The organism is Promicromonospora sp. NPDC019610, from assembly GCF_044389365.1.
Taxonomy (GTDB): Bacteria; Actinomycetota; Actinomycetes; order Actinomycetales; family Cellulomonadaceae; genus Promicromonospora.
In genome coordinates, this window is the sequence record NZ_JBIRXX010000002.1 from 1,239,390 (window position 1) to 1,260,135 (window position 20,746).

Sequence of the window (20,746 nt, forward strand, 5' to 3'; positions counted from 1 at the left end):
CAGGAGGACGCGGACCGGTACGGCCACGCCCTGAGGTCGCTTCCTGCGCCGGCATGATCCGGATCAGGTTCAACGGTCGGAGTTCGATTACTCCCTCTCAGCCCGGCATACCGGACTCCCGTGCACTGCGCCCACCGTAACAGCACGCACCGCACCACCCGGACATTCCCACCACGTCCCACCCTGGTGTCCGCATAGTGAGAGCAATCGCCCAGGCTCTGGTCAAGCCCGGGACTCGCGCCTATACCTCCCCGTCGTCAGGAGATCCCGGCCCCGACGATCGGACGCCCTCATGCCCCTCCGCACACCCGCCAGAGCGGCCATCCGCCGCCCGACGAACCACCGCACCGCCGCCGTCGCCGTCGCGCTCGTGCTGCTCGCCTCCGGCTGCGCCGTCGGCGCCCAGGCCGACGACGACGCCGCGGGCAGCCTCGCCCCCGACGCCGCGCTGCCCACCGAGGTGCCCGCCGGCACCACGCTCGCGATCGGCGACCCCACGACGCAGAAGGCCTTCGAGCTGGCCGGCGACGAGATCGACGCGGACTTCGACTTCGAGATCGAGTGGGCCAACGTCTCCGGCGGCCCGCAGACCATCGAGGCGTTCAACGCGGGGGTGCTCGACATCGGCGCGGTCGCCGAGATCCCGCCGATCCACGCTGCCTGGACCGGGCTCGACGTGCAGATCTACGCCTCGCAGTACCGGGAGGACTGGGCGGACCACCCCGTCTACGAGCTCGCCGGCGCGCCCGGGGTCGAGCTCGACGACCTGTCCGACCTGCGCGGCAGGCGGATCGCGTTCAGCCCCGGGCAGGCCCAGGGCGCGCTCGTCCTGAAGTCCCTGCGGGAGGCGGGGCTCAGCCAGGACGACGTCGAGCTGGTCGAGCTGCCGTCCACCGGCGACGTGTACCCCACGGCGCTCGCCGCCGGTGAGGTCGACGTCGCCCCGGTCGGCGGCACCGCGCTGCTGCGCTACCTCGACAAGTACGCGGCGGACGGCGCGACGTCGCTGCGCCACGGTCTGCGCGACGACCCGAGCCACCTCTACGGACCCACCGACGTGGTGCGCGACCCGGCCAAGGCGGCCGCGCTGCGCCAGTACGTCACCGCCTGGGCCCAGGCGCGGGTCTGGATCTACGAGCACCCCGAGATCTGGAAGGAGAAGTACTACGTCGAGGACCAGGGGCTGACCGAGGACGACGCGCAGTACCTCATCGACACCGCTGCCCGGCCCGAGGTCCCGGCGGACCTCACCGACGGGATCGAGCGCACCCAGGACACGATCGACCTGCTCGCCGGGGAGCTCGACCGGCCGGAGCTGCGCGCCGCCGACCTCTTCGACGAGCGGTTCGGCCCCGTCGCCGGCGAGGCCGCCGAGCAGGCGTGGAGCACGTCGTGACCGCCGTCGTCCAGGCCCGCCCGGCCGCAGCCTCCGGGCGGACGGCGACCGCGCCCGAGGCCGACGTGCGCCCGGGGATCCGCCGCCTCGGCCTGCGCAAGCCGGTGCCGCTGGCCGCGGGCGCGGGCATCGCGCTGCTCCTGGCGGTCTGGGCCGCAGGCTCGGCCACCGGGCTCGTCGACCCGCGGGTGCTCTCGGCCCCGTGGACGGTGGTGACCACCGGCGTCGACCTCGCGGTCGACGGCAACCTGCTGGAGAACCTGGGCGTCTCGCTGGCCCGGGCCGCCCAGGGCCTCCTCTGGGGAGTGCTGGCGGGGGTCGTCCTCGCCCTGCTCTCGGGCCTGAGCCGCGTCGGTGAGGCGCTGCTCGACGGGCCGATCCAGGTCAAGCGCGCCGTCCCGAACCTGGCCCTCCTGCCGCTGCTCATCCTGTGGTTCGGGATCGGCGAGGAGATGAAGGTCATCACGATCGCGCTCGGCGTGTTCATCCCGATCTACCTCCACACCCACAACGGGCTGCGGTCGATCGACAAGCGGTACGTCGAGCTCGCCGAGACCCTCCGTCTCGGGCGCCGACAGTTCGTCTCGCGCGTGGTCCTGCCCGGAGCGCTGCCCGGGTTCCTGCTGGGCCTGCGGTTCGCGGTGACGGGCTCGCTGCTCGCGCTCGTCGTGGTCGAGCAGGTCAACGGCACCGCCGGCATCGGCTACATGATGGAGCTCGCGCGCACCTACGGACAGACCGAGGTCATCGTCGTGGGCCTCGTGGTCTACGGCGTCCTGGGGTACACCGCGGACTGGTCCGTCCGCCTGCTGCAGAGGAGGGCGCTGACATGGCGACGCACGCTGGAGGACTGACCACGACCGCCGGGCAGCCCGCCGAGGAGGGACGCCCCGCCGTCGTCGTGCGCGGACTGGTGCGGACCTACGGGACGCCCGCCGGCGTGCTCGACGGGCTGGACCTGGAGATCGCCGAGGGCGAGTTCGTCGCGATCCTCGGCCGGTCCGGGTCCGGCAAGAGCACGCTGCTGCGGGCACTCGCCGGGCTCGACCACGACGTGCGCGGATCAGGTGAGGTCCAGGTGCCCTGCAACGTCTCCGTCGTCTTCCAGGACTCCCGGCTGCTGCCCTGGGCGCGGGTGCTGGACAACGTCGTGCTGGGCCACGAGGGCCCGCCCGCCGACGCCCGCGCGGCCGGCCGCGCCGCGCTGGCCGAGGTGGGGCTCGCCGGGCGCGAGCGGGCCTGGCCGAACGAGCTGTCCGGCGGTGAGCAGCAGCGCGTGTCGCTCGCCAGGTCGCTGGCCCGCAGCCCGGAGCTCCTGCTCGCCGACGAGCCGTTCGGCGCGCTGGACGCGCTGACCCGGCTCCGCATGCACGACCTGCTGCGCGACCTGCTGCGGCGGCACCGGCCCACGGTCCTCATGGTCACGCACGACGTCGACGAGGCGATCGTGCTGGCCGACCGGGTCGTCGTCCTCGACGCGGGACACATCGTCCTGGAGCGCCGGACCCCGGCGGCGGGGACACCCGGCGCCGTCGACCACGAACCGCACCGCACGCTGCGCGCCGAGCTGCTCGACGCGCTCGGCCTGGACCGGGAGGACACCCGATGACCGCGAACCACCGCCCCGGACGACTCAACCTCAACGCCTTCCTCATGAGCAGCGGGCACCACGAGGCGTCCTGGCGCCTGCCGGAGAGCGACCCCGACGCCACCGGCCACGACATCGCCCACCTGCGCCGCCTCGCGCGGATCGCCGAGGAGGGTCGGCTCGACTCGATCTTCTTCGCGGACGGGCCGGGCCTGCAGGGCGACGTCGGACGGCGCCCGGCCGGCACGCTCGACCCGCTCATCGTCCTCACCGCGCTCGCGGCGGCGACCGAGCGGATCGGGCTCATCGCGACGGCGTCGACCACCTACAACTCGCCGTACAACCTCGCGCGACGGTTCGCCTCGATCGACCACGTCTCCGCGGGCCGCGCCGGCTGGAACGTGGTGACGACGGCAGGCCCGGCGATCGCGCGGAACTTCGGCCTGGACGACCAGCCCGCGCACGCCGAGCGCTACGCGCGGGCCGCCGAGTTCCTGGAGGTCGCCTACAAGCTCTGGGACTCGTGGGAGGACGACGCGATCGTGGCCGACAAGGCCGCGGGCCTCTGGGCCGACGCCGCCAAGATCCACCCGCCGGAGCACGCCGGCCGGTACTTCTCGGTGGCGGGCGCGCTCAACGTGCCGCGGTCGCCGCAGGGCCGGCCGCTCATCGTGCAGGCCGGGTCGTCGCAGGACGGCAGGGACCTGGCGGCGCGGCACGCGGAGGCCGTCTTCACCGCCCACCAGACGCTCGGCGACGCCCAGGCGTTCTACCGGGACCTCAAGGCGCGTGCGGCCGCGGCGGGCCGGGACGCCGACCGGGTCCGCGTCCTGCCCGGCATCGTGCCCGTGATCGGCGCGACCGAGACCGAGGCCCGCGCCAAGGAGCGGGAGCTGGACGAGCTCATCCGGCCCGAGTTCGCGCAGCGCCAGCTCGCGCGCACCCTGCGGCTCGCGCCCGACGACCTGCCGCTGGACCGCGAGCTGCCCGCCGGCCTGCCCGACGAGGACGAGATCGAGGGCGCCAAGAGCCGCTACACGCTGATCGTGCAGCTCGCCCGCCGCGAGCGGCTGACGGTACGGCAGCTCATCGGCCGGCTCGGCGGCGGACGCGGGCACCGCACCTTCGCGGGCACCCCGGAGCAGGTCGCCGACGCGCTGCAGGAGTGGTACGACGCCGGGGCCGCCGACGGGTTCAACATCATGCCCGCCGCGCTGCCGTCCGGGCTGGAGCAGTTCACCGCCCACGTGCTGCCGATCCTGCGCGAGCGCGGGCTCTTCCGCAGCGAGTACGAGGGCACCACGCTGCGCGAGCACTACGGGCTGGACCGGCCGGCCAACCGGTACACGACGGACCTGCACCCGGCCGCGCTGACCACCACGACGGGAGCCTGACATGGCCGACGACCTCCTCTGGTACATCCCCAACCAGACCCACCCCGGCCACCGCGGGGACGACGCGACCCACGGGCACAACAGCCTCGACACGCTGACCGAGCACGCCACGCAGCTCGAGAAGCACGGCTGGGACGGCGCCCTGCTGGGCACGAGCTGGGGCCGCCCGGACACGTTCACCGTCGCCACCGCGCTGGCCGCGCGGACCACGACCTTCGAGCCGCTGATCGCCGTCCGCCCGGGGTACTGGCGCCCGGCGCACCTGGCCTCGGCAGCGGCCACGCTGGACCACCTGACGGGCGGCCGCGTGCGGATCAACATCGTCTCGGGCCAGGACCACCTGGCCGCGTACGGCGACGCCGAGGGCGACCAGGCGCACCGGTACGCGCGCACCCGGGAGTTCCTGCAGATCGTGCGGCGGCTCTGGACGCAGGAGTCGGTCACCTATGCCGGCGAGCACTTCCAGGTCACCGGCTCCACGCTCGACCAGCGCCCGGTGGCCCGGCCCGGCCGCCCGCACCCGCGCCTCTACTTCGGCGGCGCGTCCGCGGCGGCCGAACGGGTCGCCGCGACGGAGGCGGACGTGCAGCTCTTCTGGGGCGAGCCGCTGGACGGCATCGCGGAGCGGATCGCCCGCCTGCGCGCCCTGGAGGCCGAGCTCGGGCGCGAGCACGCTCCCCTGGAGTTCGGGCTCCGCATCACGACGCTCGTCCGGGACACCACCGAGGAGGCGTGGGCCGACGCCGAGGCGAAGGTCGCCCGGCTGGCCGCGCAGGCGAACCACGAGCAGCCCGGTGGTCGCCCGTGGGGCAGGGCGTCCGCCGTCGGACAGCGCCGGCTGCTGGACCTGGCGGAGCGGGGCGACGTGCTGGACGACATCCTCTACACGGCGCCCGGCCGCGCCGGCGGCGGTGGCGCCGGGACGACCTGGCTGGTCGGGACGGCGCAGGAGGTCGCCGCCGCGCTGCGGAGGTACGAACGGCTCGGCGTGACCCACTTCGTGCTGTCGGACACCCCGTACCTGCCGGAGATCGAGCGGCAGGGCAGGGAGCTGGTGCCGCTGCTGCGCGGCGCCCGTTGAACGAGGAGGGATCAGTCCTGGGCGCCAGACCTGCCCTGCCTTCCGCTGCGTCCGCGCACACCGCGGTTCCTCCGTGCGCGCCACGCCCGGGATCCTCCGAGGTGGCGCTACCGTACGGGTGCCTGCCTGGCAGGCGTCGACGCCGACCCGAAACGGAGCTCCTGTGGTACGAGGCACCGGCATCCCCCGCCGCACCGGCGCGCTGCTCGCCGCGACGGGGGTCGCGGCGGCAGTGCTGGCCGGGTGCGGCACCGCGCCCACCACCGGCACGGCCGCGGACCTGTCCCCGGACGCGGTCTCCGCCGCGCTGCAGGAGGGCGGCCACCTGCTGGTCTGGGCCTGGGAGCCCACGCTGGACCAGGTCGTCGAGAGCTTCGAGGCCGAGTACCCGAACGTCGACGTGGAGCTGGCGAACGTCGGCACCGGCAACGACCACTACGTGGTGCTGCAGAACGCGATCAGCGCGGGCTCCGGCGTGCCCGACGTCGCGCAGGTCGAGTACTACGCCCTCCCGCAGTTCTCCATCGCGGGGTCGCTCGCGGACCTCGCGCCGCTGGGCGCGAGCGGGCTCGACAGCACGTACTCCCCCGGGACCTGGGGTGCGGTGACCGACGGTGACGCCGTGTACGGCCTGCCGATGGACTCCGGCCCCATGGCGCTGTTCTACAACGCGAAGACCTTCGAGGCGGCCGGCGCCGAGGTGCCGGCGACCTGGGACGAGTTCGTCGAGGCGGCGCGGAGGATCCACGCGCACGACAGCGACACCCACCTCATCGCGGACGACGGGAACGCCGGCTTCGCGACGTCGATGGTCTGGCAGGCGGGCGGGACGCCGTTCACCGTCGACGGGACCACGGTGACCGTCGACCTCGCCGACGAGGGCTCGGCCCGGTTCGCCGGGATGTGGCAGCAGCTCCTGGACGAGGACCTCGTGGCCAAGGTCCCGGAGTGGTCGGACGAGTGGTTCCAGCGGCTCGGCGACGGGTCCATCGCGGCGCTGGTCACGGGCGCCTGGATGCCCGCGAACCTGGAGTCCGGCGCACCCGCGGCCGCGGGCGACTGGCGCGTCGCGCCCCTGCCGCAGTGGACGCCGGGCGCCGGCGAGACGGCCGAGAACGGCGGCTCCGCGCTGTCGGTCACCGAGGCCAGCACCCAGAAGGCCCTGGCCTACGGCTTCCTGCAGTACGCGAACGCGGGCGACGGCGTGCAGGTCCGGCTCGACCACGGGAACTTCCCGGCCACGACGGCGGACCTCACGAGCCCCGAGTTCCTGGGCAAGGAGCCGGAGTACTTCGGCGGGCAGAAGATCAACGAGGTGCTCTCGGCGTCCGCCGCCGGCGTCGTCCCGGGCTGGCAGTACCTGCCGTACCAGGTCTACGCGAACAGCGTGTTCCCCGACACCGTGGGCCAGGCGTACACCGGCTCGACGCGGCTGGCGGACGGCCTGGGCGCCTGGCAGGACTCGATCGTCAAGTACGGCAACGAGCAGGGCTTCACCGTCTCCGGACCGTGAGCGCCCGACGGTGCCGCCCGCTCGTCGAGCGGGGCGGCGGCTTCTCGACCGGGCGCTTCACCGAGCCCGAGGAGCACCGAGCACCAGGTCGCGCAGCGCGACGTCCGACGCCGCCTGTGCGTCCCGGTCATAGGTCGAGCTGAACGCCATGATCTCCTGCGTCCCCGTGACCTCCGCCAGCCGCTCCACGTGGGCGCGCACCGTGGCGGGAGAGCCGACGGCGCCCTGCGCGAGGTGCGCCTCGACGCGGTCGCGGAGCTGGCCGGTCCAGGGCTGGGCACGGATCGTCTCGACCGGCTCCAGCGGGCCGAACTCGCCCGTCTGCCGGGACCGGGCCATCGCCCACGCCTCCGGCAGGGCCAGCTCGCGCGCCTCGGCGTCCGTGTCCGCCACGAGGACGTCGAGCGCGACCGTCACCGACGGCTCCGGCGCGCGGGACGAGGGGCGGAACTCCGTGCGGTACGCCGCGAGCGCGTCCGGCAGCGACGGGCTGCTCAGCACCGGCCCGCCGATGACCACCGGCAGGCCCAGACCGGCGGCGACGGCGAGGCCCCGCCCCGTGGCCAGCACGAAGACCGGGACGGTGCGTGCGGCGGCGGGCCGGGCGGTGACCGCCGCCGTCCCGTCGAGATGGTCGCGCAGCTCCGCGATGTCCGCCGGGAACGTGTCCGGGGCGTCGGACCCGTGCCGGAGCGCCGCGCGCACCGGGGCCGTGAAGCCGAGGGTGCGTCCGACACCGAGGTCCACCCGGTCCGGGTAGAGAGCGTCGAGCAGCAGGAACTGCTCGGCCACGACCAGCGGCTGGTGGTGCGGCACCATCACCCCGCCCGAGCCGATCCTGATCGTGCTGGTGCGGGCACCGAGGGCGCCGAGCAGCACCGGCGGCGACGCCGAGGCGATCCCCGGCACGGCGTGGTGCTCGGCGACCCAGAAGCGGTGGTACCCCAGCCGCTCGGCCGCCACCGCGCGCTCGACGGTGTGGCCCACCGCGTCGGCGTCGGAGTATCCGGCTCGGGTACGGGAACGGTCCAGGAGGGAGAGCCTCACACCAGCCCCAACCGCGGCGGGACCTGCGCACTTCCCGGCGCCTCACCGCGACGCGATGCGCCGCCGTCGAGGCGGGGCCGCCGCCGCCGAGGGTGCGGCGGCGGCAACCCCGGCCCTGGCTACGGCTGCGGGCGCGTGGGCCGCGTCGCCGTCACCGGCAGCTCGCCCCGCAGCATGCGGCCCCCGTCGTTCGTCAGGCGCAGGTAGTAGTCCGAGGAACAGGCCGTGCCGTCCTCGTCGAGCGCCCAGATGCCCGAGCCCGCAGGGACGTCGCCCGCCGTCGCCGCGGTCTTGGCGATCTGGTTGCCCTCGTTGTACTCGTCGAACATCGAGATGTACGCGCTGGCCACGCCCGCGCGTGCGTGGTTCCAGAACTGCCGCCACATGAAGTCGCCGTGCGCGCGCTGCCGCTCCTGCAGGTCGCCCGGCAGCACGCAGGGCTGGTAGTCGATGCCCAGGCGGGTGCACTCCGCCAGGTCGGGGACGGTCGCACGCGTGTAGAAGTCGTCGGCACCGCCGACGTTGCCGATCCGCCCGACGAGCCAGGGCGAGATCATGTCGAAGGACCGGTAGACGTTCGCGAAGCCGTCCCGCGAGTCGTCGCCCTCGGTGCGCCACCAGGTGGGCACCCCGCCCATGACGTAGCAGCCCTGCGCCTGGAACCAGTCGACCACCTCCTGGCACTCCTGCGGCGTGAACGGCCGCTGGGGGTCGTCGAACCCGAAGCCCCAGATGCCCACGACCGGCTTGCCGTTCTGCCGCGCGTAGGCGGACGACGTGGTGTGGGCCGACATCTTGCCCGCCCAGTCCTGCGTGATCTGCGTGCGCATCTGCGACCAGTCGCTCACGTCGTACATGACGTAGTACTTCACGCCGGTCCGTTCCGCGGCCGACCGGACCCGCCCGGCGACGGCGTCGCGCGTCGGCCCTTCCGCCCCGAACGGGTTGAACCGCTGCAGCGCCGCCGTGTGGATCCCGTTCTCGGCCATCCAGCGCAGGTGGACGTCGACGGTCTGCTGGTCGTAGGAGGAGAAGAGCCGCGCGGCGCGGCCGTCGTTCAGCGCGGGGAACCCCGTGGCGTACGTGGCGGAGTACTCGCGCACGTCGGGCCATGACTTGATCGCGGAGTTGCCGGGCGACGGCGGCTGGTCGGCCTGCCGGGCCCAGTGCCACCACAGGTCGATGGGGGCGCCGTCGCCCCGGCAGGCGAACCAGCCCTGGTAGCCGGCGGTGATCTTGCCGACGACGTCGCCGGGCGGGCTCACGGCGGCGGACGGCGCGGCGGCCGCGGCGGGCGTCGCCACGGCCGACGACGCGGCGCCGGGGGCGGCGGCCGCCGTCGCGACCGCCGCGGAGAGGGTGAGGAAGGAACGTCGGGAGAGGGTCATGTGATGTCCGTTCGTCGAGGTGACGGGGCACGACGTCGTCGTCGTGCCCCGGGTACGTCGATCACGTGCGGTGCGGCGGAGCGGCGGGTGACCTCCCTTCGTGCGGGATCCGGTCGACGGCGAAGCGCAGGGAGTACGAGACGGACTCCCCGGGCGCGAGCACGGGCAGGGTGCCCGCCTCGCGCGCGGCCGCGCGGCCCTGGATCGCGGGGGCGTTGGCCGGTTCGAGCCCGAGGACGTTCTGTCCGGGGGCGAACATCTTCCACTGGTAGAGCACGGGCAGCGTGGCGGTCGGGAACGTCAGGGTCAGCCGCAGGCCGAGCACCGGGTTGGACACCACGGCCCGCCCCGTGCCGGGCGCCAGGTCGTGCCGGTGCACGCGCTGGCGGTAGCCCGGCTCGGGTGCGGTGACCTCGTGCCACGGGTCGCCCACCGCGTCCGGGCCGTCGGGCTCGACCCGCTCCGCGGAGACGTCGAGCCCGGCGGCCTCGGACACCAGCGGCCAGCCCAGGTTGGCGTGGTAGAGCACCAGGTGCGGCTCCGGGCGCCACCCCTCGTTGGTCACGGTGTCCTCGACCGTCACCCACGTCGCGCCCAGGCCGGCCCGGATCCGGCGGCGGAGCACGAGGTGCTCCTCGTGCAGGGCGGCCTGGCGCACGACACCCTCCACGACCAGCTCGTCGCCCACGACGGCGGCCCGCTCCAGGCTCGCCGGCAGCGAGGTGAGGCGGCCGTGCTGCGGGAACCGCCGACCGCCGTCGACCACCGGCGAGCCCATGTGGTCGAGGCCGCACGTGACGAGCAGCCCGCCGCCGAACGACGTGCCGAAGTCGTCCGCGCGGTAGAGGCCGGGGGCGGCGAACCCGGCGGGTGCGAGCCACGCGAGCTGCACCCCGTGCACCGTCAGGGCGCCGAGGTCGAGCGCCCGGTCGGGCAGGACGTCGAGCTCCAGCCCGCCGCCGGTCACGAGCCGCAGGCGGCGGGCGCCCCGGGCCGGGCCGTCCGCCTCGACGACCTGCTCGACCCGGGCCACCTGCGCCAGCGACCCCACGCGACGGGTGACCTCGTCCCGCGTCAGTCCTGCGAGACGCACAGGCCCGGGCTCCTCCCGCGGTGCTGACACGCTCCACTCCTCTCTCTCGCTCCGTAGGGCGGGCCCGCCCTTCGGACCCGCCTCACGCAGGGTCTCCCCCGCGCGCCCTGCCCCGCCCCGGCGTCAGCCGCAGGCCGCCGCGTCGTACGGCAGCGCGACGACGCCGGCCGCGCCGGCGCCGTCCGTCACCGTCATCGCGACCTCGCCGGCCGCGACCGACCGGGCGCGCGTCGGCAGGGTCAGGCGGGCGTCCGCCCCGGGTGCGAGGCCGGAGACCTGACGCTGCCCGAACGGCGACACCAGCCGGATCGTGAGCGCCTCCGGCCCCGTGTTGCGCAGCCGCACCACGACCTGGGCTTTGGGGCCCGTGCACCGGGTCGTGGCCCGGGCCTCGACCCAGGTCTCGGGTGCGGGCTCGAACGTCGCCACGAGCCGGGTGTCGGCCGTGAGCGCGAACGGGTACCGGCTCGCGGACGAGACGGTGCCGCCGTCGGCGTCCCGCCAGCCGGCGAACCGGGAACCGGGCGCGGGGTCGGCGACGGCGGTGACCGGGGCGCCGGTCTCGTACCGGCCGGGTTCGGCCTCGTTGCCCTCGACGCGGGCGGTGCCGTCGCCGTCCGTGGTCACGGCGAGGGCCGAGGTGGCCATGTTGATCGCCATGGGGTTGACGATCGTGACGTCGCCGCGGCTGGTCGTGCCGTTGTAGCGCATGAGGTTGACGACCGTGACGGCGCTGGACGCGTCCGCGTCGACCGTGTGCCCGCCGGGGCCGAGGTTGTCGGTCCCGAGGTTGAAGGCCGTCACGGTCGCGCCGTCGCTCGCCACGATCCCGTCGCGCGAGCCGTAGGCGAACGTGTTGCGGACCTGGAGGTCCTGCGCGCCGACGGCGTGCACGAGCACCTCGCGCTCGCGGCTGATCCCGTCGATGACCTGGGCGAAGAGGTTGGCCTCCTCGACCGCGCCGGGCAGCCCGTAGGCGTTGCGGGTGACGACGTTGCCGTTGGACAGCACGCCGTCCACGACACCGTCGGACGCCGCGCCCACGCGGACGCCCTGGTCGAGGAAGATGCCGAGCACCCGCCGCACCAGGAACCCGTCGGCGTTATCGGTGAGGTCGACGGCGTTCCACGCGTTGTCGAGGCCCACGTTCTCGACGTAGACGCCCGGGGCGTCGCCGCGCACGGCGAACGGGTAGGGCACGGCGCCGTCGGGGGACGCCGGGTTGTTCTCCGGGTGCAGCACCCGCAGGCCCCGCACGCCCGCGTCCCGGCCGGCGAGGGTGACGACGGCGGGTGCGGCGGCGGCCGCGGCGACCGAGTCGTCGTCGGTGCCCTCCTGGCGGCCCTCGTACGCGACCAGCACGGTGCCCGAGGACTCCACGAGCGAGGTGCGGTTCGGCACGGCGGACGAGCCGCGCAGCTCGACGCCGGCCGGGACGGTGAGGTGCCCGCGCACGGTGTACCAGCCGGCCGGCAGGTACACGACGCCGCCGCCGGCCTGCCCGGCGTCGTCGAGCGCGGCCTGGATGCCGGCGGTCGCGTCGACGTCGGAGAACTGCTTCGGGGTGCGCGGCACGTCGTACGGCGCGGCCGTGACGTCCCAGAGCCGGTCGGCGGGCCGCGGGGCCGGGCGGGCCGGTCCGGGCTGCGGCACCTCGGCCGGGCCGTCGAGCGTGTGCACCGTCCCTTCGAGCGCGCCGCTGACCGCGGTGTCCGTCAGCTTCACGTAGCCCGCCGAGGTGTTGCGCACGGCCGCCACGGAGCCCTCCAGGGTGCTGGAGGCGAAGGCGGACCCCCAGCGCTGGTCGGAGTTCTCCGCCAGCACGGCGATGTCCGTGTCGACGATCTCGGCGTCCACGAACACGCCGGTGAACGAGGCGCGCGGCCCCTTGACGAGCTTGATGCCGACCCCGTAGTCGGCGGCGTGCAGGCCCACGAACTGGTCCCACTCGAGGTCGGCAAGCACGAAGCCCGTCCCGTGGGCGCGGGTCCACGCGTCGAGCACCGCCCGGTCGGGCGCGCCGTAGGCCGCGCCCGCCGAGGCCCAGTAGCCGTTGTCGAGGCGCACGTCCTCCCAGACCCCGACGTCGGCCCCGTTGTACCCGGCGGCGCCCTCGTACAGCACCGTCCCGGACACGTTGCGCACGTTCGCGAGCTCGTGCCCCTGGGCGCCCGGCCCCTCGCCGCGGTCGTTGCGCATGGTCGAGATGCCGATGCCGCGGTAGGAGTTGAGGAACGTCAGGTCCTGCACGGTGCCCAGCATGTAGTTCTCGTTGCCGAGCCAGGCGAGCCCGGGCACCTCGACGGTCCACCCGTAGGGCACGGGGTCGGCGGCGTCCTGGTCCGGGTAGTACGTCGTCAGGCCGACGACGCCGGCCGAACCGCCCACGCGCAGCAGCGGCGGGCCGTCGTCGCCCGAGGGCAGGTGCGCCTCCAGCACGGTGCCGAGCCCGGCAGGCGCTCCCGGGGTCCCGACCGGCTGCTCGTCCAGGTCGCGGTGGTCGCCGCGCAGCGTGCAGTAGGCGTACACCTCCAGGGTGTCGCTCACCCGGTACGTGCCGGCGGGCAGCCACACGGTGCCGCCCCCGGCGTCCCGGCAGGTCGCCAGGGCCTCCTGGATCGCTGCCGTGGAGTCCTCGGCGCCCGTGGGGTCGGCGCCGAGCTCGGTGGCGTCGAGGTCGGCCACCACGACGTCGTCCGCGGGGAACACCGTGGACACGGCCCGCGGCTCCAGGCGCACCGGGCGCACGTCGCGGACCTCCAGTGCGGTCAGCCCGTAGGCGCCGCGCTGCGTGGCGAGCTCGTCCAGGGCGAGGCGCACGTAGCGCACCGTCGTCTCCGCGAAGCGGGTGCGGAGCGGGTTGGCGCCCAGCGACCCGGCGGTCGCGACGGTGCGGAACGCGCTGCCGTCGTCGGAGACCTGGACGCGGTAGACGTGCGCGTAGTCCGCGGTCCAGTCCACGGTGACCTCGTCCAGCGTGGTCGGCCCGCCCAGGTCGACCTGGACCCAGGCCGTGGCCTCGTCCCGCCCGGACACCCACGCGGAACCGGTGCCGTCGGTCACCGCGCCGGGCGTGCCGGCGCTCGTGGAGCTCGCGGTCGCGGCGGCGCCGCGGGCGAGGTCCGTGGTGCGCTCGGCGGCGAGGAACGCCTCCAGGGCGTCCTGCAGCGCGTCCGTCGCGGCGTCGATCTCGGGTCCGGACGCGGCGGTGTCGTCCAGCACGGCCTGCGCGGCGTCGATCGCGGCGCGCAGCCCGGCCCGCGACCCGGCGGGGAACTGCCCGTCGCGCCCGCCCTCGCGCGCGGCGAAGTGGGCCACGTCCGCCTGCTCCACGAGCTGGCGCAGCCCGACGGCGGGGTCCACCGTGCGCGGCACGACCGTCACCGCGAGCGAGTCGATCCGCACGTCCTGGCTGGAGCCCTCGACCGAGAGCCGGAAGTCCGACCCGTTGGAGCGGTTGGTCAGCAGGGCGTCCTGAAGGAGCCACGACCGCGAGGCCCACGTGCCGTCGTCGGCCAGCTCGATCCGGGCCGACGGGCGGAACATGTCGGGGATCGTGTCCCCCGGCGAGTCGTACTGGAGGAACATCGAGCCGCCGCCCTGCTGCACGGTGGCGTCGACCAGCACGCGGTCGCGCACGTCGCGCGCGTACGCGTCCGAGACGTTGGCGTAGACGAAGTTCGTGCCCCGGGCGCGGCCGGTCTGCCAGTACCCGCGGCCGTCGGCGGTGCCGGTCACGAGGCCGGCGGTGTCGTCCCCCGCCCGGACGGTGATGCCGCGCTCGGCCACCGCCGGCCCGAGGTCCACGCTCGTGCCCTGCGCCACGACGCGCACGGCCGCGACGGTCAGCTCGCCGTCGGCGCCCGCGAGCTCGACCTCGGCGCCTGCCGCGCCCGTCCCGCCCGCCGACAGGGTGCCGGCGGGCAGCACCACGACGGTGGTGGTCCAGCCGTCGCCGTCGGCGTCCGCCTCCGGGGTGCCGGACGGCGTCTCGGTGCCGCCGGCCGTGGCGACCACGGCCTCGCCGGCCCGGTGGTCCACGACGAGGTAACCCGGCGTGCCGTCGAGCCGGCCCACGTACTCGTCGGCGAGGTCCAGCGCGAGGCGGTCCGCGCCCGCTGCCCCGTCGATGCGCCAGTAGGCGCGCCCGGCGTGCTCGCCCGTCTCGTGGCCGCCCGCGGTGGGCGCCGTGGCGACGGCGATCCCGTGGGTCAGCGGGGTGGCCGACAGGTCGGCGCCGACCCCCGCCGGGTACCGGTCGACGTCGACCAGGGGCCCGGCGGCGGGGGCGGCGGCGGCCGGGGCCACGAGCCCCGCCGTCGTCAGCGCCACGGCCGCGGCCGTGGCCAGCACCCGGGCTCTTCCTGCGTACCTGTTCATCCTCAACACCTTTGTTCGGACTGACATGAATGGTCGTGCGGGTCGTGCGGGTCTGGGGGCGGCCGTCAGACAGCCAGGCCCTCGGCGGCCGCCGTGACGCCGGGGTCGAGCGCGTCGCCCGTGCGCCACGAGTGCACGGGCACAAAGCCGAAGAGCTCGCGGACGGCCGTCGTGTCGATGACGGTCGCGGTGCCCTCCAGGGGGCGCGCGACGCGGGTCTCCGGGTGGAAGCGGGCGAGCAGCTCCGCGGTCGGCACCTCGCTGGTCGTGTCCGGCGCCGCGACGTTGACCACGTGGTAGCCGTCCACGCCGGACTCCAGCACGGCGCGCACCACGCCCGCGGCGTCCCGCGTGTCGAGCCAGGTCCACAGCTCCTGCCGCATCGCCCCCGGGTCGCGGCGGGCGAGCTCGACCATCTCCCGCAGCCGGTCCCCCGTGCCGACGAACGGGATGCGCAGCAGGGTGGTCGGCAGGCCGTACCGGCGCGCGGCGTATGCGCCGACCTGCTCGGACGCCAGCTTGGACAGCGCGTAGGCGTCCATCGCGACCGGCTCCTGCGCCTCGTCGACCGGCACGTACGCGGGCGACAGGTGCCGCCCCGCCCACGGGTAGCCGTACGCCGAGAAGGACGACGCCGCCACGGCGACGCGCACACCCGCCCGGCCCGCGCCGTCGAGCACGCAGAAGGTGCCCTGCGCGTTCTGCGTGAACGTCTGGTCGTCGGGCACCTGCCCCGGCGACGCGATCGCCGCGAGGTGCACCACGCCGTCGACCGCCACGCCCCCGGAGCCTGCCCCCGAACCCGCCCGCAACGCCGTCCCCACGAACTCCGGGTCCCGCGTGTCCCCCACCAGCACGGCCTGCGCGGACGGCGCGTCGAACGGGATGCGGTCGGTCGCGACGACGCGGTAGCCGGCCGCCGCGAGCGCCGGGACGACGACCCGGCCGATGCCGCCGGCCGCGCCGGTCACGAGCACGGCGTCGCCGGGGCGGAGCGCACCGGCGCGACCGGTCGGGGGCAGGGGCAGGGTGTGGTTCATGGGGTGGTGGGTTCCGATCTGTCGTGCGGTGGGGGCCGGCGGGTGGTGCGTCATCCCTTGACCGCGCCGGCGAGCCCGTTGACGAAGTACCGCTGGGTGGCCAGGAACAGGATGATCACGGGGATCACCACGATCAGGGCGCCGGCCATGAGCTGGTTGTACTGGACGACGTTGGACGACTGGAGCTGCTGCAGCGCGATGGGCAGCGTGAACGTGGCGGGGTCGTTGAGCGAGACCCGGGACAGCAGGTACTCGTTCCACGTCGGGATGGCGGTGAGCAGCGCGACCGTGATGAGGGCGGGCCGGGCGAGCGGGAGGTAGATCCGGGTGAAGATCCGCAGCTCGCCGGCGCCGTCGACCCGCGCGGCGTCGCGCAGCTCGTCCGGCAGGGACCGGAACGAGTTGGTGAGCAGCAGGATCGACAGCGGCGCGGTGCCGTTGACGAACGGGAGGATCAGGCCCAGGTGCGTGCCGAGGATCCCCATCTGGTTCTCGAGCAGCACGATCGGCAGGAGGGTGACCACGCCGGGCACGAACAGCAGCACCAGGAACAGCCGGAAGAAGGCCTGCCGGCCCGGGAACCGGAGCACGGCGAACGCGTAGGAGGCGGCGGAGTAGACGACCACCACGCCGAGCGTCGTCAGCCCCGTGACCTTGAGGCTGTTGAGGAAGTAGTCGAAGAAGTGCAGCTGCGCCCAGGTGTCCACGAGCGTGGTGATCGTGGGGTCGTGCGGGATCAGGTGCCCGCCCTGGATGACCTCCTGCTGGGTCTTGAAGGCCGCCGAGACCATCCAGAGGAACGGGTACAGGCTCACGACGGCGTAGCCCGCGAGCAGCACCGCCACGACGGTGCGGGCGACGAGCACCTTCGCGGGGGTACGACGGCGGCGCGGCGTCCGCGGGACGGCCGGCGCGTCCGGGACCGCGGTGTCGGTGACGGTCGTCATGGCTTCTCCCGGGTGACGCGCTGGTTGACGATCGCGACGGCGAGCGCGGCGAAGAACAGGAGCCACCCCAGGGCGCTGGCGAGGCCGAGCGTGGGCGCGAGCTCCTGCTGGAAGGCCAGGTCGTAGGTCTCCAGCCCGAGCACGTTGGTGCGCCCGGCCGGGCCGCCGTTGGTCATGATCAGGAAGATCTGGAAGCCCTGGAGCGCCTCGCGCACGTTCAGCAGCGTGATCACCGCGGTGGTGCCGGCCAGCAGCGGCCGCACCACCGAGAGGTTGGTGCGCCACCAGCCGGCGCCGTCGAGCTGCGCGGCCTCCAGGAGCGAGGGGTCGATGGACTGCAGCCCCGTCAGGTACAGCAGCATCGCCACGGGCACGCCCGACCAGACCATGATGACGACGAGCGTCGGCATCGCGGTGGCGGGGTTGCCGAGCCAGCCCTGCGGCTGTTCGAGGCTGCCCAGCCCGACCGTGCGCAGCAGCAGGTTGACGGCGCCGTTCGGCTCCAGCACGTACTGCCAGGCCATGTACACCGCGATGCCCGCGGTCACGTACGGCACGAAGTACACCGAGCGCAGCACGCCCGCGAACCGCCGGGCCTGGTTGAGCACCACCGCGAGCGGGAAGGACACCAGGACGGTCAGCAGCGGCACGGCGACCATCACGCCGAGCGTGTTCAGGGCGGCCCGGTGGACGACCGGCGCGTACACCGGGCTCGCCCACAGCAGGTCGGCGTAGTTCTTCAGGCCGACCCACTCCCAGGTGGGGGTGAGCCCGTTCCAGCGGACGAACGAGAGCTGGGCGCTGAAGAAGAGCGTGTAGACGCCCATGACGAGGAAGAGCAGGAGCGCGGGGGCGATGAAGACGTAGCCCCACGCCACCTCCTGGCCGCGGTGGTGCACCGGGTGCCGGCGGCGGCCCCGCCGGCCGCCGCCGCCGTCCCGGGTGGGGACGGCGGCGGCGAGCGCGGTCGACGTCGTCACTTCGACTGGGACCAGAAGGTGTCGACGAGCGTCGCGACGTCCTTGCCCACGGCCGTGACGTCCTTCGTCTCCAGCGGGGTCAGCTCCATCACGGCGTCACCGATCTGCGCGGCGTCGTACGCCGCGGGGCGGTACGAGGTGTCGCCGGGGTTGTACGCGTTCTCCCCCTCGCCGAAGGCGCCGATCATGGCGCCGAGCACCGGGCCGACCGTCGTGGTCGGGTCGTCGCCCAGGTCGACCGGCGGCACGTCGAGCGCGTCCTGCGCGAAGGCGGCCGCGACGTCGGTCTCCGAGAGGTACTCGATCCACTGCAGGGCGCCGTCCTTGTTGTCCGTCGAGGCCGAGACCGAGAGCCCGGTCAGGCCGAAGGGCGCGAGCTCCAGGTCGTCGATCGCGCCGTCCTCGGGCGCAGGCACGGGGAAGGTGACGATGTTCTCGGGGTCCATCCCGTTCTGGTCGAGGAAGGCCAGGGTGAACGTGCCGCCGATGTCGAAGGACGACTTGCCCTGCGCGAACGCGATGTCGGCGTCGTCGATCGTCAGGGACTGCGTGCCGGGCATCCAGTAGGGCTGGACCTGGCTGTAGGCCTCCAGCACCTTCGTGCCGTTGTCCGACGCGAAGTTCTTCGCGGGGTCCTGCCCGAACAGGGCGCCGAAGTCCTCCTTGCCGAGCTGGCCGTAGGCCATGGGCTGCATGAGCCACTCCAGCCCCGTCGTGGAGGACTGGAAGCCGATGCTCACGCCGCCGTCGTCCGGCCGGGCGGTCTGCACGGCGTCGAGCGCGGCGACGAACTCCTCCCAGGTGGTCGGGGCCTCGGTGATCCCGGCCTCCTCCAGCCGCTCCTTGTTCGCGTAGACGATGCCGAACGTGCCGATGGTCAGCGGCACGGAGTACCGCTGGCCCTTCTCGATCCCGGCGGTCTTGGAGCCCTCCGCGAGCGACTGCTCGTAGTAGGCGTCGGTGACGGTGCCGTCGTTCGCCACGGCAGGGAGGAACCGCGAGGTCCACTCGTCGTCGACGTCGTCCGAGAGGTCCTCGAGCAGGCCCGCGCCGCCGAACGTGAAGTCGTCGCCGTGGGTGTGCACCTCCAGTACGTCGGGCAGGTCGCCGGTCTGTGCCGCTGCCTGCACCTTGGTGATGAAGGCGTCGTCCGGCGTGTACGCCTGGACGTCGACGGCGATGCCCGTCTTCTCCTCGAAGGACTGCGCGGCGTTCTGCAGCGGCGCGACGTGCGACTGCTTGAAGGTCCACATGGTCAGGGTGTCGGGGTCGCTCTCCTGCGAGCCCCCGGCGGCACCGCCGACCGGCCCGCTGCAGGCGGCGAGCGCGCCGACGAGCAGGGCGGACGTGGCGGCGATGGTCAGTCGTGCAGAGGTCGGACGACGTCGGTGTCGTATCACGGGCTGTGCCTCTCGGTCATCAGGCGGCACCGGGCGGTGTCGCGGACCCTCGGAAGATAAATCAATTCGATGTACAGTGTCAACGGGCGCCGCCGCCGGTGCCCGTCCGGCGCGCGGGAACGCCCTCGCGCGCACCGCTCGTCCCCGGATCGAGGTCACCGATGACACCCCTGCAGGCAGCCGACGCCGACGCCCGCGACACCCCCCGTCCCGACGTGCTCGCCCCGGCGCCCTGGACCGCCGTCGGCGCTGACGCCGACGGCGTGCGCGTCACCGCGGTGCGCACCTTCCTCACCGGCCCGCAGGGCTGCCCCTACGTGGTCACCCGTGTCGAGACCAATCAGCCCGGGCTCTACGGGCTCGGCGACGCGAGCGACCCGCAGCGCCCGCTGGCGACCCGCACGCTGATCGACGAGTACCTCGGACCCCTGCTCGTGGGCCGGGACCCCGCCGACATCGAGGACCTGCACCGCCTGCTGCTCAACAGCGGGTACTGGCGGGGCGGGTCGATCGAGCACAACGCGCTCGCGTCCCTCGACGTGGCCCTGTGGGACCTCAAGGGCAAGGTCGCGGGGCTGCCCGTCCACCAGCTCCTCGGCGGCCGGGCGCGGGCGCACGCCGACGCGTACACGCACGTCGACGGCGCCGACGCGGCCGAGGTGTCCGAGAAGGTGCTCGACGCGGTCGGCCGCGGCTACCGGCACGTGCGCGTCCAGGTCGCCGTGCCCGGCCGGGACACCTACGGCACCGCCCCGCGCGACGCCGCGGAGGCAGCCCGCCGCCGGGCCCGGACCGACCGCTGGGACACGCTGGCCTACCTGCGGCACGTGCCCGGGATCCTCGCGGACGTCCGCGACCGGGTGGGCCCCGACGTCGAGCTGCTCCACGACGCGCACGAGCGCATGACCCCGGCGGAGGCACGGCAGTTCGTCCGCGCCGTCGAGGACGCCCGGCTGTACTTCCTGGAGGACGCGCTCGCCCCCGAGGACGCCGCCCACTTCCCGGAGCTCCGGGCCGCCGGCACGACGCCGCTGGCGGTCGGCGAGCTCTACCACGACCCGCGCGCGTACCTGCCCCTGCTGGCCGGCCGCTCGATCGACTTCGCGCGCCTGCGTGTCCCGACGCTCGGTGGGCTCACCCCGGCGCGCAAGCTCGTGGCCGTGTGCGAGATGTTCGGCGTCCGCACGGCGCCCCACGGGCCGGGCGACGTGACGCCGGTGGGCATGGCGGCCAACATGGCGCTCAACATCTCCTCCCCCGCGTTCGGCGTCCAGGAGGCGGCGACGTTCCGCGATGCCACGCTGGAGGTGTTCCCGGGCGCCCCGGTCCCGGCCGGCGGGCACCTGCTCGCCTCGGAGGCTCCGGGGCTCGGTGTCGACTTCGACGAGCGGGCCGCGCGCCGGTACCCCGTGGGCGCCCCGCTGGAGCACGACCGCTGGGCACTGCTGCGGGCCACCGACGGGAGCGCGCACCGCGCGTGACCCTCCGGTGTCAGGCGC

Annotated in this window: 15 protein-coding genes and 1 riboswitch; of the genes, 7 read left to right on the forward strand and 8 right to left on the reverse strand. The window is 74.4% G+C overall.

The window, feature by feature from the left end; all coding sequences use genetic code 11:
- Positions 1 to 23: 23 nt before the first annotated feature.
- Positions 24 to 132, reverse strand: a riboswitch (TPP riboswitch).
- A gap of 160 nt (positions 133 to 292) precedes the next feature.
- The 6 genes from ACH45N_RS17190 (at position 293) to ACH45N_RS17215 (ending at position 6,972) form a co-directional block, all read left to right on the forward strand.
- On the forward strand, positions 293 to 1,396 hold the full coding sequence (locus ACH45N_RS17190; protein ID WP_397395988.1) for an ABC transporter substrate-binding protein: 1,104 nt from the start codon (positions 293 to 295) through the stop codon (positions 1,394 to 1,396).
- Positions 1,393 to 2,250: an ABC transporter permease gene (locus ACH45N_RS17195; RefSeq protein WP_397395990.1), complete on the forward strand. Its 858-nt coding sequence runs from the start codon at positions 1,393 to 1,395 to the stop codon at positions 2,248 to 2,250. Before ACH45N_RS17190 ends, ACH45N_RS17195 begins: the two co-directional genes overlap by 4 nt.
- A complete protein-coding gene (locus ACH45N_RS17200) occupies positions 2,226 to 3,005 on the forward strand; it encodes an ABC transporter ATP-binding protein (protein ID WP_397395992.1) in 780 nt (259 codons plus the stop codon). Before ACH45N_RS17195 ends, ACH45N_RS17200 begins: the two co-directional genes overlap by 25 nt.
- Positions 3,002 to 4,378: an LLM class flavin-dependent oxidoreductase gene (locus ACH45N_RS17205; protein ID WP_397395994.1), complete on the forward strand. Its 1,377-nt coding sequence runs from the start codon at positions 3,002 to 3,004 to the stop codon at positions 4,376 to 4,378. The genes ACH45N_RS17200 and ACH45N_RS17205 overlap by 4 nt, the downstream gene beginning before the upstream one ends.
- A 1-nt stretch (position 4,379) precedes the next feature.
- Complete coding sequence (locus ACH45N_RS17210) at positions 4,380 to 5,459, forward strand: LLM class flavin-dependent oxidoreductase (protein ID WP_397395996.1); 1,080 nt, start codon at positions 4,380 to 4,382, stop codon at positions 5,457 to 5,459.
- A 163-nt stretch (positions 5,460 to 5,622) separates the two neighbouring features.
- Positions 5,623 to 6,972: an ABC transporter substrate-binding protein gene (locus ACH45N_RS17215; protein ID WP_397395998.1), complete on the forward strand. Its 1,350-nt coding sequence runs from the start codon at positions 5,623 to 5,625 to the stop codon at positions 6,970 to 6,972.
- A gap of 57 nt (positions 6,973 to 7,029) precedes the next feature.
- Here the strand turns inward: ACH45N_RS17215 and ACH45N_RS17220 are convergent, their stop codons facing one another.
- From ACH45N_RS17220 to ACH45N_RS17255, 8 genes are all read right to left on the reverse strand, one after another.
- On the reverse strand, positions 7,030 to 8,019 hold the full coding sequence (locus tag ACH45N_RS17220; protein ID WP_397396000.1) for an MsnO8 family LLM class oxidoreductase: 990 nt from the start codon (positions 8,017 to 8,019) through the stop codon (positions 7,030 to 7,032).
- Between the two features lie 119 nt (positions 8,020 to 8,138).
- Positions 8,139 to 9,407, reverse strand: coding sequence for a glycoside hydrolase family 71/99-like protein (locus tag ACH45N_RS17225; RefSeq protein WP_397396002.1), 1,269 nt, complete (start codon positions 9,405 to 9,407; stop codon positions 8,139 to 8,141).
- Positions 9,408 to 9,468: 61 nt separating this feature from the next.
- A complete protein-coding gene (locus ACH45N_RS17230) occupies positions 9,469 to 10,530 on the reverse strand; it encodes an aldose 1-epimerase family protein (protein WP_397396004.1) in 1,062 nt (353 codons plus the stop codon).
- A gap of 93 nt (positions 10,531 to 10,623) precedes the next feature.
- Positions 10,624 to 14,880, reverse strand: coding sequence for a glycosyl hydrolase family 28-related protein (locus tag ACH45N_RS17235; protein ID WP_397396006.1), 4,257 nt, complete (start codon positions 14,878 to 14,880; stop codon positions 10,624 to 10,626).
- 65 nt (positions 14,881 to 14,945) lie between these two features.
- Complete coding sequence (locus ACH45N_RS17240; protein WP_397396008.1) at positions 14,946 to 15,920, reverse strand: NAD-dependent epimerase/dehydratase family protein; 975 nt, start codon at positions 15,918 to 15,920, stop codon at positions 14,946 to 14,948.
- A gap of 50 nt (positions 15,921 to 15,970) precedes the next feature.
- On the reverse strand, positions 15,971 to 16,867 hold the full coding sequence (locus ACH45N_RS17245) for a carbohydrate ABC transporter permease (protein WP_397396010.1): 897 nt from the start codon (positions 16,865 to 16,867) through the stop codon (positions 15,971 to 15,973).
- Positions 16,864 to 17,847 (reverse strand): carbohydrate ABC transporter permease, encoded by a 984-nt coding sequence (locus ACH45N_RS17250; protein ID WP_397396012.1) that lies wholly within the window; start codon positions 17,845 to 17,847, stop codon positions 16,864 to 16,866. Before ACH45N_RS17250 ends, ACH45N_RS17245 begins: the two co-directional genes overlap by 4 nt.
- The gene (locus ACH45N_RS17255; protein ID WP_397396014.1) at positions 17,844 to 19,247 is read right to left on the reverse strand and encodes an ABC transporter substrate-binding protein; all 1,404 of its coding nucleotides are present in this window, start codon (positions 19,245 to 19,247) and stop codon (positions 17,844 to 17,846) included. Before ACH45N_RS17255 ends, ACH45N_RS17250 begins: the two co-directional genes overlap by 4 nt.
- A gap of 161 nt (positions 19,248 to 19,408) precedes the next feature.
- Here ACH45N_RS17255 and ACH45N_RS17260 point away from each other — a divergent pair, with 161 nt between their 5' ends.
- Positions 19,409 to 20,728, forward strand: coding sequence for an enolase C-terminal domain-like protein (locus ACH45N_RS17260; RefSeq protein WP_397396016.1), 1,320 nt, complete (start codon positions 19,409 to 19,411; stop codon positions 20,726 to 20,728).
- The last annotated feature ends 18 nt before the right edge of the window (positions 20,729 to 20,746 follow it).

Coding starts and splice junctions, on each gene's coding strand:
- ACH45N_RS17190 (WP_397395988.1), top strand. CDS start 293: ATGCCCCTCCGCACACCCGCCAGAGCGGCCATCCGCCGCCCGACGAAC.
- ACH45N_RS17200 (WP_397395992.1), top strand. CDS start 2,226: ATGGCGACGCACGCTGGAGGACTGACCACGACCGCCGGGCAGCCCGCC.
- ACH45N_RS17205 (WP_397395994.1), top strand. CDS start 3,002: ATGACCGCGAACCACCGCCCCGGACGACTCAACCTCAACGCCTTCCTC.
- ACH45N_RS17210 (WP_397395996.1), top strand. CDS start 4,380: ATGGCCGACGACCTCCTCTGGTACATCCCCAACCAGACCCACCCCGGC.
- ACH45N_RS17225 (WP_397396002.1), bottom strand. CDS start 9,407: ATGACCCTCTCCCGACGTTCCTTCCTCACCCTCTCCGCGGCGGTCGCG.
- ACH45N_RS17235 (WP_397396006.1), bottom strand. CDS start 14,880: ATGAACAGGTACGCAGGAAGAGCCCGGGTGCTGGCCACGGCCGCGGCC.
- ACH45N_RS17240 (WP_397396008.1), bottom strand. CDS start 15,920: ATGAACCACACCCTGCCCCTGCCCCCGACCGGTCGCGCCGGTGCGCTC.
- ACH45N_RS17245 (WP_397396010.1), bottom strand. CDS start 16,867: ATGACGACCGTCACCGACACCGCGGTCCCGGACGCGCCGGCCGTCCCG.
- ACH45N_RS17260 (WP_397396016.1), top strand. CDS start 19,409: ATGACACCCCTGCAGGCAGCCGACGCCGACGCCCGCGACACCCCCCGT.